Source organism: Paenibacillus sp. FSL E2-0177 (assembly GCF_037992975.1).
GTDB lineage: Bacteria > Bacillota > Bacilli > Paenibacillales > Paenibacillaceae > Paenibacillus_AQ > Paenibacillus_AQ odorifer.
Window position 1 is genome coordinate 2,030,326 of the sequence record NZ_CP150307.1, and the last position, 16,021, is coordinate 2,046,346.

Here is a 16,021-nt window from a genome sequence, read left to right on the forward strand (position 1 = left end):
CGATAATTCGGATGACAATAATCATTATAGAACTACATAATCTATTTATTATACCAAGACTATGCCAATTCTCAAAATGAAATAGTAGGCAATCACAAGAAAAAAGACTATCGGGATTTCGATAGTCTTTTTAGTTCTATTCTTTTTTCGTAACAGGGATCCATATCTCACAACGATAGTCCTCTGCGTCTGGTCTCCCTGGAAGATATAGCTCAAACTCAGGTCCGCCTGTGTGCTCGTAGCCTGTGGAAGGGAACCACTCCTGGAAAATGCGTGCCCATACCTGCTGGATCGCATCAGGCATCGGCCCTACTGAGGTGAACACAGCCCAACTTGCAGCTGGAATTGTTGTAGAAGCAAAGCCCTGTGCATCAGTCTCTGGAGTAGCTTCGACAGCGATCCAATAGGAGAAGGTTTCTTTATCATGGTTCATGTCAGAGCAGATGCCTAATAAATCCTTATCTTCACCGAGCTCAATCAGCTTATCCGACGTACCATTTTCATTAGCTTCTATCCACAACTGAGGGATGCGGCGCAGATTCTCCCCATCCTTCGTTGTCATTTCCTCTACTAGTCCGATAACATTAAAGGCGTCTCTTTTCTCAATTCTGTAGTCCATTTCTTTATCTCCCTTCAGTGATAGATGGAAGGAGAGTCTAGGGAAAGCCTTGAGCTGTACCCCTGACTCCCGCGCAGCAGAAGGAGTAATTCCATGTGCCTTGCGGAATGCTTTGGCAAACGACTCGGGCGAGTCATATCCGTATTTCAGTGCAACATCCAGCACTTTAACTTTAGAAATAGCAAGCTCCTGTGCAGCCAGAGTTAATCTGCGCTTACGGATATAGTCTTTAATAGATACTCCGGTAAGCATATTGAACATGCGCTGGAAATGAAAGGGGGAGGAGTAAGCAACCTTGGCGATTTCTTCAATGGTCACAGATTCCTCCATCTTGCTCTCCATATAATCTAAAGCTTCTTTCATGCGGATAAGCCATTCCAAGTCCGTCATCTCCCTTTAAGTTCATACTATCAGGCTGCATTTGCAAAATCCTGTTATTCCGTGCTCTCTAATGACAGGTAGCAGGCAGAAGGATAATCTCATAAAAAATCATCCTAAATAGTATAACTCAGGAAGATAGACAAAGTTAGTCTTTCAATCGATACACTCTTGCTTCATAAGGTCGTAATAATTCCCGTGTGGGTGCATCATCAGGGTAATTTCCAATAATAAGTTCCGTAGCCTTACTTAGCTCTGCGGAAAGATCAACAGTCTGTGGAACCTCATTGAAATTGAGCAGCACCAGCCACTTCTCGTCATCCAGAGTACGCGTATAGGCATAAATATCCTCATGCTCTGGCAAAAGTAGCTTGTATTCGCCATAAGCCATGATCGGATTTTTTTTGCGCAAAGCAAGCAGCCTTTGGTAATAATAGAAGATGGAATCCGAATCCGCCAGGGCCTGCTCCACGTTAATTTCCTTGTAGTTCGGATTAACTTTGAGCCACGGCTCCCCTTCAGTAAAGCCGGCATTCGCAGAATCATCCCATTGCATCGGAGTGCGCGCATTATCACGGCCTTTGATATGAATAGCGTTTAGCACGCTGTTAGGATCAGCGCCGCCTTCGGTAACCTTTTCGCGATACATATTGAGGATTTCAATGTCTTTATAATGTTCAATGGCTGTGAATTTTACATTAGTCATCCCGATTTCTTCGCCTTGATAAATATAGGGTGTCCCTTTCAGCGTGTGCAGTAAGGTAGCGAGCATTTTGGCAGAGATCACACGATACTTACCGTCATCCCCGAATCTTGAGACCATACGTGGCTGGTCATGATTGTTAAGATAAAGACTATTCCAACCCTTATCCGCCAGACCCACTTGCCATTTATGAAGAATATCGCGCAGCTTCGACAACGTCCACGGGGCTACGTCCCATTTGCCGTCAGGACCCGAGTCCACATCCATATGCTCGAACTGGAATACCATTTGCAGCTCTTTACGTTCCTCGTCCGTGTAAAGGATGGCATCTTCAACTGTAGCGCCAGGAGTTTCGCCGACAGTCATAATGTTATAGTTGGATAACACTTTGTCATTCATTTCATGTAAAAACTCATGAACACGTGGTCCATTCATATAATATTCGCCGCCCCAAGCAAGTTCCCCGGGAGCAAGGCCGTCTCTATGAGAGGATGGGAGACCTTCCACTTTAGAAATCATATTGATTACATCCATTCGTAGACCATCCACACCCTTGTCGAGCCAGAAGGTGATCATCTTGTATAACTCCTCACGCAGCTGCGGATTCTCCCAGTTGAGATCCGGTTGCTTGCGCGAAAACAGATGCAGATAGTATTCACCAGTGGTTTCATCCAGTTCCCAAGCCGGGCCGCTGAATACAGAACTCCAATTGTTGGGGCGCTCACCATCTGGTCCACCCGGACGCCAAATGTAGTAATCGCGATATGGATTATCTTTTGAAGAACGGGATTCTACGAACCAAGGATGCTCATCTGAGGAATGATTGATTACAAGGTCCATCATTAGTTTTATGCCACGGGCGTGCAATTCAGTCAGTAATTCTTCCCAATCCTGCAATGTGCCGAACTCATCCATAATATCTTGATAATCGCTGATGTCATAACCGTTATCGTCATTTGGCGATTTATATACAGGTGACAGCCAAACTACGTCGACACCTAGCTTTTGCAAATAATCCAGACGTGAAATGATTCCCTGCAGATCTCCAATCCCGTCACCATTGCTATCTTGAAAGCTGCGGGGATAGATTTGGTAGACAACGGCTTCTTTCCAAAAGGTTCTGTTCATTCAAAATCACTCCTTATATAAGTTATCTTCCTAAAAAATAAAGAGACCCCAAAAGCATTAAGCTTCAAGGGTCTCTTGGGTGTAAGTTTTATACTGTGACGGAATTGCTATCAGCAGTGATGCTGCTTAGTCCGTTTACGGTATATTCTTTGTCGTAGATAGTAATAGAAGCAGGGATATCAGTTTCATTCGTAACAGTAACTTGTGCATCCGTAACGCTTACTTTCAGACGGGAGCCGCGGAACATGATTTTAAAAGAGTAAGCGGTCCAGTGACCTGGGTTAGATGGGCTCAGTGTCAGTCTGCCGTCATGCACGCGGAGTCCGCCGAAACCATGTACGATTGACATCCAAGTACCAGCCATGCTAGTGCTGTGCAAGCCGTCTTCTGTATCATTGTTATAGTTATCAAGATCCAGTCTTGAAGTACGCAAGTACATTTCATAGGCCTTATCCTTATATCCCAGCTCACTGGCTAGAATGGAGTGGATACAAGGGGAAAGGGAGGACTCATGAACAGTGATCGGTTCATAAAAGTCGAAGTTACGTTTTTTGGTATCGAGATCGTAACGGTCACCCAGGAAATATAATCCCTGCAGAACGTCTGCTTGTTTAATGAAGCAAGAACGCAGGATACGGTCCCATGACCATTTTTGGTTAAGTGGCAGATGCTCACGTTCCAGATCTTTGACTTGAATGATCTCTTTGTCCAGGAAGCCATCTTGTTGTAAGAAGATACCCAGCTCTTCATCCGCAGGATAATACATCTTAGCAATGATGTCTTTCCATTTTGTAGTTTCGCTCTCTTGCAGCCCTAGTTTGTCAACTAGCTCAGCATAACGAGTAGGCTCATTTTCTTGCAAGTATGCCAGTGCTTCCATGGTATATTCCATAGTCCACGAAGCCATACGGTTCGTATACCAGTTATTATTAACGTTATTCTCATATTCATTCGGGCCCGTTACGCCGAGCATTACGTATTTGTCTTTGCGTGATGCATAGTGAACACGTTCTTCCCAGAAGCGGGAGATTTCCACGAGAACCTCAAGGCCATATTGTCCCAGATAAGCTTTGTCTCCGGTGTAGTTCACATAGTTGTAAATAGCGTAGGCAATGGCACCATTCCGGTGAATTTCTTCAAATGTAATTTCCCACTCGTTGTGGCACTCTTCACCGTTCATAGTAACCATTGGGTATAGCGCACCTTTTTTGAATCCAAGCTTACGGGCATTTTCTTTAGCTTTCTCTAAGTGCTTGTAACGGTAGATCAACAAATTGCGGGCAATGGAGGAGTCCGCCGTACTGAGATAGAAGGGAACGCAATACGCCTCTGTATCCCAGTAAGTGCTGCCGCCGTATTTTTCACCGGTAAAGCCTTTCGGGCCAATGTTCAGGCGGTCATCTTCACCATTATAGGTTTGATTGAGTTGGAAAATATTAAAGCGAATCGCTTGCTGAGCCGAAACGTCACCTTCAATGATGATGTCGCTTTCTTTCCATTTTTCTCTCCAAGCTTCAATTTGTTCGGTCAAAAGAGTTACAAATCCGGCTTCCTTAGCAGCTTGCAGAGCAGTTTGGGCGGCGTCGACCAATTGTCCCAGACCGTGATTCCTAGAAGTAACATTGGCTACATATTTATAAATGACGATTTGATTGCCCGCTTGTGCGGTTACGTCCAGTTTGCTGGCTACATATTTCTCTTGTTCGATCGCTTCTGCTTCGGCAGTTACCTTCTCACCATTGACAAGGATATCAAAAGCCATAGCAGAGGTGACATGGAAGTCGAGTTTCTTAGTCTTAAGAGTGAGATGTCCATGATCAGGTCCCGCTTGTTTCTCAACTTCATTCCAGAATTTCTCGTCATAGTTGGAATCCTTGTTCTTCACATCACCATCAAGATAAGGAGTAATCGTAATCTTGCCTGAGAAATTGACAGGAATGATGGAATAGCGAATCGCGCCGATTTCTTGACGAGTCATGCTTACGAACCGGATACTTTCTACTTTAACTTCCTTACCATCTTCGAGAGTGGCAGTGAAGCTACGGGAGAGCGTTCCTTCTTTCATATTAAGTACACGGCGGAATTCGGAAACGGTGCACTTTGCCAGATCAAGGGGGATACCCTCGATATCAATGTTAATACCGATCCAGTTCGTGCTGTTAAGTACTTTGGCAAAATATTCAGGATAGCCGTTTTTCCACCAGCCAACACGTGTTTTGTCAGGGTAGTAGACGCCCGCCATGTAGCTGCCTTGCAGGCTGTTGCCGCTATATTGCTCTTCGAAATTGGCCCGGCCACCCATAAATCCGTTACCAAGACTAAATACGCTTTCAGAAATTTCTTGCGTCTGTGGATCAAAGGATTCCTCAATAATGGACCATTCATCAATTGTTAAATATTGTTTCACGATAACCGCTCCTTTAAATATGTTAGGGGGATATATAAAATGAACAAATCTTTTGTTAAACTTCCGGTGATATAAAAGTGACTGCGATGAATCTTTGGACTTTCGATCGCTGTTATAATCAGATTTCTATATTTAAACCACATTTTGCGGATGAAATCTGATTATAAAGGCGAACGCTATGCTTCTACAGTTCCAAAATTCCTCTCCGTCACTTCATCACCAGAAAGTTAACGATTAATTATTAGTTCATTTAATCTCTGGTAGGAATGTCCATAACAACTCAAATCAGTACTATTTGAGTTCATTATGTTCACTATATTTATGCAAAAGATTCTTTGAGCACGGACACACTCATATGAGCGAGCGATGGAACCACAATATTCGCTGCACTGAGGGTTTCCGGCGAACCAATGCCAACACTGAACATACCGGCCCGGGTAGCGGCCTCAATTCCCGCTTCTGCATCTTCGAAGACTACACAATGTTCAGGTGCGGCATCCAGTGCTTTGGCTCCTAACAGGAACACTTCCGGATCTGGTTTAGCAGCACTAGTGTGAGTTCCATCGATGATTGCATCAAAGTAAGGGGTTAATCCGGTATTATTCAAGATCGTCATTGCATTTTTACTGGCAGAACCGAGAGCGACTTTGATGCCATTCGCGCGGCACTCTTTTAGGAAATCAAGCGCACCTGGCAGAATCTCAGAACTGTCCATTTTCGCAATATATTCGACATAACGATTATTTTTCTGTTCCGCAAGCTTAGCTTTCTCTTCTTCAGCAATCGTTAGTCCACCGATTTCCAGCAAAATATTTAGTGAAGCCGTTCTGCTGACTCCCTTAAGGCGTTCGTTATCTTGTTCTGTGAAAAGAAACCCCAGTCCATCTGCAAGCTCTTTCCAAGCGATATAATGGTATTTGGCTGTATCGACGATTACTCCGTCCAAGTCGAACAAGCAGGCTTTAATTTCCGACATTGTAGTACCTCCTAAAAGTTTTGACAGCGTCGTGATCCAGCGGATGCCGTATTAGAATCTTATTAAACCGTTTAAACTTTGATTAAGATGTGTAAGTTTATCCTAACCTAAGATCCTAGAAATCACCCATAAAGAACTGGATCATTAAGTATTGTATGATTTAGCGCAAACGTTTGTACAGATTTTCAAAAAATAAATGAAGCGATTAAACGCTTCACTTATTCATTCGGTTTTATGCTTTGCCTGAGAGTGCATGGATGACTCTCTCACGATCAGACGATGGGGAATGACAAATCGGTTGGTATGACCTGAACCGTTATCCGGACTCTTGATATTTTGGATAAGTACTTGTGATGCGGTGTAGCCAAGATGATAAATTCCTATATCAATACTGCTGATCGGAGGACTAGATAATTCAGATAATGGAATATTGTTAAAGCTTACAATGGCGAGATCGTCTGGAACCTTGTATTTCAGTTCGTTCAACCCACGCAAAATTCCGAACGATACCATGTCATCCACCGCTACCAGCGCAGTGGGTCGATTCGGCAAATTCATGAAAAAGGACATCGCTCTGTAGCCGCTATCCTGTAGAAATTCACCCTCTACAATCCATTCATCCCGCATTTCTAAACCGCTATTCTGCAATGCTTTACGATATCCGGCGAGACGGTCACGAGAAACGATTAGATTAGGTGGTCCACTTACGAAGCCAATACGTTTATGCCCCATGGAAATGAGGTGGTTCGTAGCATCGTATGCTGCCATCACATTATCATTATCGACTGATAAAATATTCTCATATTTATCACTCCGGCCAACAAGCACGAATGGATAATCGTTGCTCTCTAGAAAATCAATAACGGCATCATCCGTACGAGAGTAAAGCAGAATAACGCCGTCAACACGGCGACCCTTCAGAAGTCGTGAAACGGCTTCCAGTTCTTCTTTCTCGTTCGCTCCGGAGCTTATCAGCACATCATAACCGGAACGGCTGGCTTGTGTAACGATCCCGCGAATTAATTCCATAAAAAATAGATTAGAGAACAGCTCTTCAGCAGGTTTAGGAAGACTGAAGCAGATGCTGTTAGTAGTTTTCGACACCAAGCTCTTAGCCATCATGTTAGGGGTATAGCCCATATCCTCCATAATAGCTTTAACTTTGCGGGAAGTTTCCAGGCTGATTCTGGGATGGTTGGACAATACCCGGGATACCGTGGAGGGAGATACTCCCGCTTTCTTGGCCACATCCTTAATGGTAACTGTCATTGAAACCTCCTTATGGAACCGTTTGCTTTACACAGTAATATTAATCTAAGAGTTCTAAATTGTAAATAGATAAAGTCATTCAAAAGGAGGAAATTGCTACTTTTGGAAGGAACACAAGAAATTTCAATGTAATATTGTTGCTTTTCACCAAAAAAGTATGAATGATTCGGGAATTTTGATCTTAATATGTATAAATGCGGTCTGAATTTTGCGAAAAGAGCATTCGCTGAATGCAAACGTATGGCTTAAAGGATGCAAGAACTTAGCTGAAAGGAAGGGAAGAACAAGTTTCGTTTTTATTGCGGCTTTAAATTGAGCTTTTATTTTAGAAAATACTGGTTGACAATACCGTAAATTCGGCATTAGTATGTAAATCAAAATACAGCAAGCGTTTTCATTGGGTGTTTTTAGGTTGTAATCAGTTGCACTAACGATCGGGTTTTATGGACTAGTGTTTGTGCATAGCTTTTTGCAAACGATTGCACTAATTTTGACATGATGTATCAAGCTTTTACTTTGATAGAAGGATGGTGACAGCGTTGAATTGGCTTGACGAGCCCTACATATAGACCTTCTTCACCTTCAGAAGGAATACGCATGATTTATAATCTCATAAATTGGAGGGGTTTGTGAAATCATGTATCCGCTTGCAAAAAGGGAATTCATAATTATGGGAGGTTTTGCAAAAATGAAAATAACTTTATGGGGGAAGAGGGCATTTGCGATCTTTATGATCATTGCTCTCGTGTTCTCTGGTCTTGGACTACATCCTGTTAATGTTAAAGCAGCAACGACGAAGGTTGTATTGGTTGGGGATCTGCAGTCTAAATTTACATCGACAGGTGCGGAAGCGCCGGGTAAGGATTGGGATGAGACATCAGTAGTTACCCAAATGACCTATTCAGATAATGGCCTATATTCTTTTACAGGCACATTGCCGGCAGGAGAATATAACTACAAGGTTACTCTAAATGATTTATGGGATGAGAATTATGGATTCACAAGTTACACCAATCCTCAGGGGACCAATGATGGGGAGAATATCCATATCAAGCTGGAAACAGAGACTGCCGTAACCTTTTATTATAATGACTTGACTCATAAAATAGCTGATTCCACGTATTACACACCGATTGCTTCCGCTAAACTACCAAGATTGACAGGAAACCTGCCGGCAGAAGCACTTACTACATTATCTGATCCTGATTTTGATGATGTTTACAGTACGGTGGCTACCCTTCCTAAGGGAGATTACACCTACCAAGTTTCTGTTCCAGGAGACGGTGAAGCCGGGGATCAATTGTATCCCGAAACTGCTAATAATCTGAGTCTTCCTTCAGATCTGCCGGTTACCTTTAAATTTAATCCACTGGATGGCAGTGTGACAGCAGAATATAAAATTCCTTCTGAACCTGTTGAGGTTACCCCTGTTCCGGCTGGACACATCCGTATTCACTACACTCGGACAGCTGGTGACTATGAAAATCAGGGATTATGGACATGGGATGATGTTCAATCCCCTTCCGCAAATTGGCCAACAGGGGCAACTCCATTTCCTGAAGGGCAAATTGATTCTTATGGTGCTTATGTTGACGTGCCAGTGAAGGATGGAGCCAAGAAAATTTCGTTCCTTGTGGTAAACCGAGTCACTCAGGCTAAGGATGAAGGCGATAAACTCTTTGCCATTAACACGCCTGAGACGAATGAAATTTGGATCAAGCAAGGCTCAAATGATGTAACACCGTATGAACCAGTTGCACTTGCTCCTAATACAGTGCGAATTCACTATATGAGAGCTGATACAAATCATGATCAATACGGACTGTGGCTGTGGGATGACGTCGTAGCCCAATCCGAAAATTGGCCGTCTGGAGCTACTCCTTTTGTGGCAGATCAAACAGATCGTTATGGTGCATATGTTGATGTTCCACTTATTGAGAACGCGAAGAAAATCGGCTTTATTGTGATGAAACCTTCGAACGGTGATAAGGACGGTGACAATAAAACCTTTAGCCTGCTGGATCGATACAATCAGCTATGGGTTAAAGAAGGAGACAACAATGTTTATGTTTCTCCGCTTGGAGAGACACCAATTGGCTTAGTATCCGCAGAGGTGTTGTCGACGAGCAAAATCCTTCTCGGCTTCACACTGACTGACGGTTTGGATCCAGCTGCCTTAAAGACAGCAATTACAGTTAAGGATAAAGAGGGTGCTGCAGTCCCGATTACTGCGGTAACCCTTACAAGCAAAACTTCAATCGAAGTGGATACAGAAGCTTTTGATTTGGAAAAAGTTCCGCTTAGCGTTACTTATTCAGGTAAAACAGTCTCCGCCGCAAGTGGCTGGAGAATGCTTGATGAAATGTACAATTATACAGGAGACGATCTTGGAGCTACGTATAATGCTGACAAAACAGCCACATTGAAATTATGGGCACCTAAAGCAAGCGGAGTCGTTGTAAATCTTTACGATAAGAATGACTCTAACGTGCAAGTGGGTAGTGTTGCTTTAACACTCGGCGAGCAAGGGGTTTGGTCAGTCCAGCTGAAGCCAGCTGATTTGACAGGCACAGCGGCAACAGATGTAAGGGGCTTCTTTTATCAATACGAAGTAACGAATGACGGTGTAACCCATAAGGTCCTTGATCCTTATGCTAAATCAATGGCGGTATTCACTGTTGATACCACAGGTGCTGCTGGTGCCGGCGGGGATACAGTGGGCAAAGCGGCTATCGTTGATTTAAGCCAGACGAACCCTGATACCTTTGGGTATGCTGATATAAAAGGCTACGAAAAACGTGAGGACGCCATCATCTACGAAGTCCACGTGAGAGATTTTACGTCAGATGTATCGATCGAGGATAGTCTGAGTGGGGAAAGATGGGGTTCTTATAGCGCTTTTGAAAAGAAACTTGATTATATTAAATCTCTTGGTGTAACGCATGTTCAGTTGCTTCCTGTGATGGCTTGGTATTACGGGGATGAGACGAAGATGGGGACTAGAGAGCCAGAGTATTCCGCAAAAAACAATGAATACAACTGGGGGTATGATCCTCACAGCTATTTCTCTCCGGACGGGGCTTATTCACAGAATCCTGCCGATCCAGAAGAGCGGATTAAAGAATTAAAAGGTTTGATTGATGCCGTGCATGAAGCTGGAATGGGTGTCGTTCTGGACGTAGTGTATACTCACATGGCTAAAAAAGAATTTTTAAACGACATCGTACCTAATTATTATGCCTTCCAAGATGCAAACGGCAACTTTATCGGGGGGTTCGGCAACAATTTAGCCACCAACCATAAAATGGCTGAGAAGCTTATGGTTGATTCGGTAAAATACTGGTTTGAAGAGTATAAGATTGATGGAATGCGCTGGGATATGATGGGCGATGCGACAGCTGATGCTGTTCAGCATGCTTATGATGCCGCGGCAGCAGTGAATCCGAAGGCACTCTTTATTGGTGAAGGCTGGAGAACATTCGGCGGCGCTGCGGCTGATCCTTCTCTCGCTGGGCAAGGTGCAGATCAGGATTGGATGGACAAAACGGATAGTGTCGGTGTTTTCTCCGATGAATTCCGTAATGAATTGAAGTCTGGTTATGGTTCTGAAGGTCAGCCTAGATTTATTACCGGTGGAGCACGTCCGATCGCTACAATCCTGGACAATATCAAAGCTCAACCTTCGAATACACCAGCAGATGATCCGGGTGATATCGTCCCATATATCGAAGCTCATGATAATCTGACACTTCATGATGTCATAGCACAATCGATCAAGAAGGATCCGGATATTGCTGAGAATGAGCTGGAAATTCAGCAGCGGATCAGATTAGGAAATATGCTCGTATTAACTTCTCAAGGTACAGCCTTCATCCATGCCGGTCAGGAATATGGGCGGACTAAGCAGTGGAAGGGCACAACGGATCCTGAGGATAAATTCACAGAGATGTTCGACAATAACAACCAATCGTTTGGCTATTTCATTCATGATTCTTACGATTCATCGGATGCAGTTAACATGTTTGATTGGACCAAAGCAACGGATGAATCTAAATTCCCAGTACAGAACACGACAAGAAAATATACGTCGGGTCTGATGGAGCTAAGAAAATCAACGGATGCCTTCCGATTGGGCGATAAGGATTTGGTTGACTCTAACATTAACCTGATCCCTGCTCCAGAAATGAAGGATAACGATCTTGTCATCGGTTATTCCAACAAAGCAACAGATGGTACTGGCATCTATTATGTCTTCATGAATGGTGACAGCACAACTAGAAAACTGACCTTATCTGAGGATTTGACGGGTGGTCAAGTGCTTGTGGACAACGATGAAGCTGGTGTTACAGCGATACCGGCTGCGCAGCAGACAGGTTTTATTTTGACAGCAAATTCAATTACATTAGAGCCTTTGACGGCTGTGATTATTCAAAAGGAAGCTGCACCAGTTACGCTTACCTCTTTGGAAACAGATAGTGCAAGCTACACGCTGGCAGCAGGAAATACGCATCAAACCGCTGTTTTTGCGAAATATGATGACAATAGCAGAAGTAATGTTACTAAGAAGGCTACTTACCTTTCCAATAAACCTGAAGTGGCTACAGTAACTGATAAAGGTCTAGTCAAAGCGGTTGGGCTAGGAACGGCAACCCTTACTATCTCTTATGAGGGTGTTTCCACAACCGTCACCGTTAAAGTTACTGACAAACGATATGTTCAATTCACTTATACCCGTAGCGATAAGGACTATAAGGATTGGAATATCTGGGTTTGGAACACTGGAGCTAAAAATGACCAGATTGATTTCACAACCTTTAAGAATGGCACAGCGAGCGTTCTGATTGAGGTTGCGGAGAATGCAACAAGCGTTGGATTTGTCCTGCGCAAAGGTACGGATTGGAACACGGGAAAACAAGACTACCCGGACGATCGTGTCATACCGTTGACCCCTGGTGAACCGTTCACTAAAGTGTATGTAACCAGTATGGTTAAAGAGCTTGATATCAAACCAAGTATTAGCGGCCCTATTTTAAAAGATGGAACGATTACTTTCAGATACCGCGACGACGCTTTGTTCCGTAATGGAAATATGGACGCAATAACAGCTGCTAAAGTAAAAGTGAACGGCACTTCGTATCCAATGATCTATGATCCGGCTAACGAGTGGTTCACTTATACACTGGCTGATTTAAAAGAAGGTATGTATAAATATACTTTCTTGATTACTAAAGATGGCGTCACTACCGAAATTACAGATCCAAAGAATACGGTGAATGATGAATCTGTTATTGATTATCATCAACCTGTCGTTACGATTACGGCATCCGTAAGTCCAGAGGCAGTCACATCCAATCAGAATGCTGTTGTAAGCATCAACGCTTCCTCTTCGGAAGAAGTAACTTACTCTGAAGCATATATGGATTTAACCAATCTTGGAGGACCTAGCAAAGTTAAGCTGGATACGGAACTCTTGAAACAAACGGTTGCTGTGAAAGACACGGTGTCAGCGGGCATCAAGGATATTCCGATTACGCTCGTAGACCAATACGGCAATGCACATAAGGAAAAGGCTACACTTGAGGTAAAAGCAAGAACCTATACAGGGGATAAGCTGGATTTTGATTGGGATGAGGCCCGGATTTATTTCGCGCTTACAGACCGGTTTAAAGACGGTGACCCAACGAATAATGAGAATGTAAATAAAGATCATCTGGAAGCTTATCATGGTGGAGATTTCCGAGGGATGATCGACAATCTCGATTATTTGCAAGAGCTAGGAATTAACACGTTATGGATCACGCCAATCGTAGATAATATTGATTTTAACAAAGGCGTTGACTTTGGCAGCGAACAATATGGATACCATGGGTATTGGGCAAAAGATTTTACCAAGCTCGACGAGCATCTTGGCGATATGGCAACCTTCAAGGAGCTAATCGAAAAGGCGCATGACAAAGGGATCAAGATCATGGTTGACGTTGTACTCAATCATACGGGTTACGGTCTGAAAGCTGAGGATACCTATCCGACAATTACAGCTGAGGATAAAGCACGTTTCGAAGGGATGCTGCGCACGGATGGTGTATCCGCAGATACAGATCCAATTAAGGGTGAGCTTGCTTTCCTGCCAGATTTCAAGACGGAAGATCCAGCCGTTCGTGAAAAAATTATCGCTTGGCAAACAGGCTGGTTAGACAACGCACGTACGGAACGTGGAGACACGATTGATTATTTCCGTGTGGATACAGTCAAGCACGTGGACGATACGACTTGGAAAGCCTTTAAAAATGCACTGACAGCGATTGATCCAAACTTCAAAATGACCGGCGAATACTTCGGTGGAACCATTGATAACAATGGTGGAATGCTCGAAACTAGCCAGATGGATGGTCTGCTTGATTTTGGATTTAAAGATGCAGCCAGAGATTTTGCAAATGGTAAGGTAAACAGTGTGGATGCTTATCTGCAGGAACGTGAATTAAAGATCGACAATACGAAGATGATGGCTCAATTCCTGAGCAGTCACGATGAGAATGGTTTCTTGTCTGATTACGTGGGAGGCGATAAAGGCAAGCTGAAGATTGCTGCAGCTCTGCAAATTACCGCCAAAGGACAGCCGGTAATATACTACGGAGAAGAACTGGGGAATTCCGGAAGCAATGCTGGAAATATGTCTGAAGGTCAATTCAGTGAGAACCGTAAGGATATGCCTTGGGATCAATTGACGGCAGAGAAGCCACTACATGACCATTATCAAAAGCTGTTGAATATCCGTGCGAAGTACTCCAAAGTGTATTCCAAAGGTGTGCGCACGAAGCTCGCAGGTTCAGATGATTCAGGTTATTTAGCTTTCAACAAATCTTATGAAGATGAGAACGTAGTGACGGTAATCAATACTAAAACTATTGAGAGTTCTGTAATGATTCCAGTACCGTTTGCTGCCAATTCATCGGTAACCGATGAATACAGCGGTAAAACATACATGGTTTCCGAAGATCAAAAGGTAAATATTGATCTGCCAGGCAGAGATGATGGAGGCACGGTTATTTTGGCGGAGATATCGGATGTTGTACCGACACCAACGCCGACACCAACGCCAACGCCGACACCAACGCCGACACCGACACCAACACCAACGCCAACGTCGACACCGACACCAACGTCGACACCGACACCAACACCAACACCAACGTCGACACCGACACCAACGCCAACGCCGACACCAGAAGTAACACCGTCGCCTGAGGTGACACCAACGCCAGAAGCCACAGCGGCACCAACCTCTGGAGTTGTTGTTAACCCTAGCCCTACACCGCCAGCGGATACTCAGGTTGTGAATGAGGATAGCTTGAAGAATGGTAAAGACGGCAAGGTGCAAATTGATGTTGTTGCCGGTAAGACAGCGGTACGCTTACCTTTACAAGCTGCACAAATACTAGGAACTAATGATCTTGTGTTTAAAATGGGAGATCTGTTAGTTACTATCCCTAGCCAGCTTTTAAGTACAATGCCAAGTTTAGCTTCAAGTATTGATGGGGTAGGTGCCCAAATCTTGCTTGAACTGAACCCACTGGCGCAGTCTGCTGCGAAAGCCATAGTAGACGGTTTAAACAAAGACAGTGCTCATATTAGCTCTCTTTCCGATGTATTTGAATTCAGACTTAGCGTGCTGATGAAAGACGGTACTCGGATTGTAATTAAGCAGTTCGATGAGCCGATTACGATCTCATTCAAGATTAAAGGGCAATTCAACAAGGACTTAATCGGAATCTATTATTTAAGTGATGATGGCGGGTTAGAGTACGTGGGAGGACAGCTGAATGGAGAGGTGATCACGGCACAAGTCACACATTTCAGTAAGTATGCTGTGCTTGAAATCGATAAGTTGTTCAAAGATGTTCCTGCAACCTATTGGGCATTTAAGGCGATTCAATCACTTGCCGCCAAACAAATTGTGTCAGGGGTCACTACCTCTGAGTTTGATCCGAAAAGTAATGTTAGCCGTGCGGAATTTACAGCACTACTAGTACGTGCACTTGGCTTAAAAGCGGAAGGGCAGGTCCTGTTTACTGACATCAGGTCAGATGCATGGTATGCCTCATATGTAGCCACAGCTACTAAGCTGGGTATTGTTAGTGGACGGAGTAATAATATTTTTGCGCCGAATGCATCAATTACCCGTGAGGAAATGGCTGTTATGGCGATCCGCGCACTTGAAGTGAAGTCTGGTAAGAAGCTTGAACCTTTAGCAGCCTCTACGGCATTTACTGACGCTTCAAGTATTAGCAAGTGGGCGGAAGCCTATGTGAAGACTGCAGCAGACTTAGGACTCCTGCAAGGCCGAGAGAACAATCGATTCGCTCCAAAAGCATGGATGACCCGCGCAGAAAGCGCACAGGTTATTTATACGCTGCTGAGCAAGTAGGCTAAACTAAGGTGTGCTGAATTCTGGCACCCCTTAGTTTGAGCAGCGGTTAGCATTTTAGTATGCTCCAAAAGAAAACAGGGTATCCCGAAGCGATTATCGCTTGCGAGATACCC

Annotated in this window: 6 protein-coding genes; 1 reads left to right on the forward strand and 5 read right to left on the reverse strand. The window is 43.9% G+C overall.

Translation table 11 applies throughout. The features are described from left to right. Positions 1-136: 136 nt before the first annotated feature. The 5 genes from MHI25_RS08875 to MHI25_RS08895 form a co-directional block, all read right to left on the reverse strand. Positions 137-1,000: an AraC family transcriptional regulator gene (locus MHI25_RS08875; protein WP_175618914.1), complete on the reverse strand. Its 864-nt coding sequence runs from the start codon at positions 998-1,000 to the stop codon at positions 137-139. A gap of 145 nt (positions 1,001-1,145) precedes the next feature. Beyond that, complete coding sequence (locus tag MHI25_RS08880; protein ID WP_076195084.1) at positions 1,146-2,828, reverse strand: alpha-glucosidase; 1,683 nt, start codon at positions 2,826-2,828, stop codon at positions 1,146-1,148. A gap of 88 nt (positions 2,829-2,916) precedes the next feature. Then, a complete protein-coding gene (locus MHI25_RS08885; RefSeq protein ID WP_076195086.1) occupies positions 2,917-5,235 on the reverse strand; it encodes a glycoside hydrolase family 65 protein in 2,319 nt (772 codons plus the stop codon). 319 nt (positions 5,236-5,554) lie between these two features. After that, the gene (pgmB, locus tag MHI25_RS08890; RefSeq protein ID WP_076195088.1) at positions 5,555-6,211 is read right to left on the reverse strand and encodes a beta-phosphoglucomutase; all 657 of its coding nucleotides are present in this window, start codon (positions 6,209-6,211) and stop codon (positions 5,555-5,557) included. A 222-nt stretch (positions 6,212-6,433) separates the two neighbouring features. After that, positions 6,434-7,480 carry a LacI family DNA-binding transcriptional regulator gene (locus MHI25_RS08895; RefSeq protein ID WP_076195090.1) on the reverse strand — a complete coding sequence of 349 codons (1,047 nt, stop codon included), beginning with the start codon at positions 7,478-7,480 and terminating at the stop codon, positions 6,434-6,436. A 688-nt stretch (positions 7,481-8,168) separates the two neighbouring features. Here MHI25_RS08895 and MHI25_RS08900 point away from each other — a divergent pair. Next, positions 8,169-15,905 carry a pullulanase gene (locus tag MHI25_RS08900; protein WP_340395264.1) on the forward strand — a complete coding sequence of 2,579 codons (7,737 nt, stop codon included), beginning with the start codon at positions 8,169-8,171 and terminating at the stop codon, positions 15,903-15,905. The last annotated feature ends 116 nt before the right edge of the window (positions 15,906-16,021 follow it).

What these genes read in the sequence shown, in the direction of transcription:
- MHI25_RS08880 (WP_076195084.1), bottom strand. Translation starts at nt 2,828, where the DNA reads ATGAACAGAACCTTTTGGAAAGAAGCCGTTGTCTACCAAATCTATCCC.
- pgmB (WP_076195088.1), bottom strand. Translation starts at nt 6,211, where the DNA reads ATGTCGGAAATTAAAGCCTGCTTGTTCGACTTGGACGGAGTAATCGTC.
- MHI25_RS08895 (WP_076195090.1), bottom strand. Translation starts at nt 7,480, where the DNA reads ATGACAGTTACCATTAAGGATGTGGCCAAGAAAGCGGGAGTATCTCCC.
- MHI25_RS08900 (WP_340395264.1), top strand. Translation starts at nt 8,169, where the DNA reads ATGAAAATAACTTTATGGGGGAAGAGGGCATTTGCGATCTTTATGATC.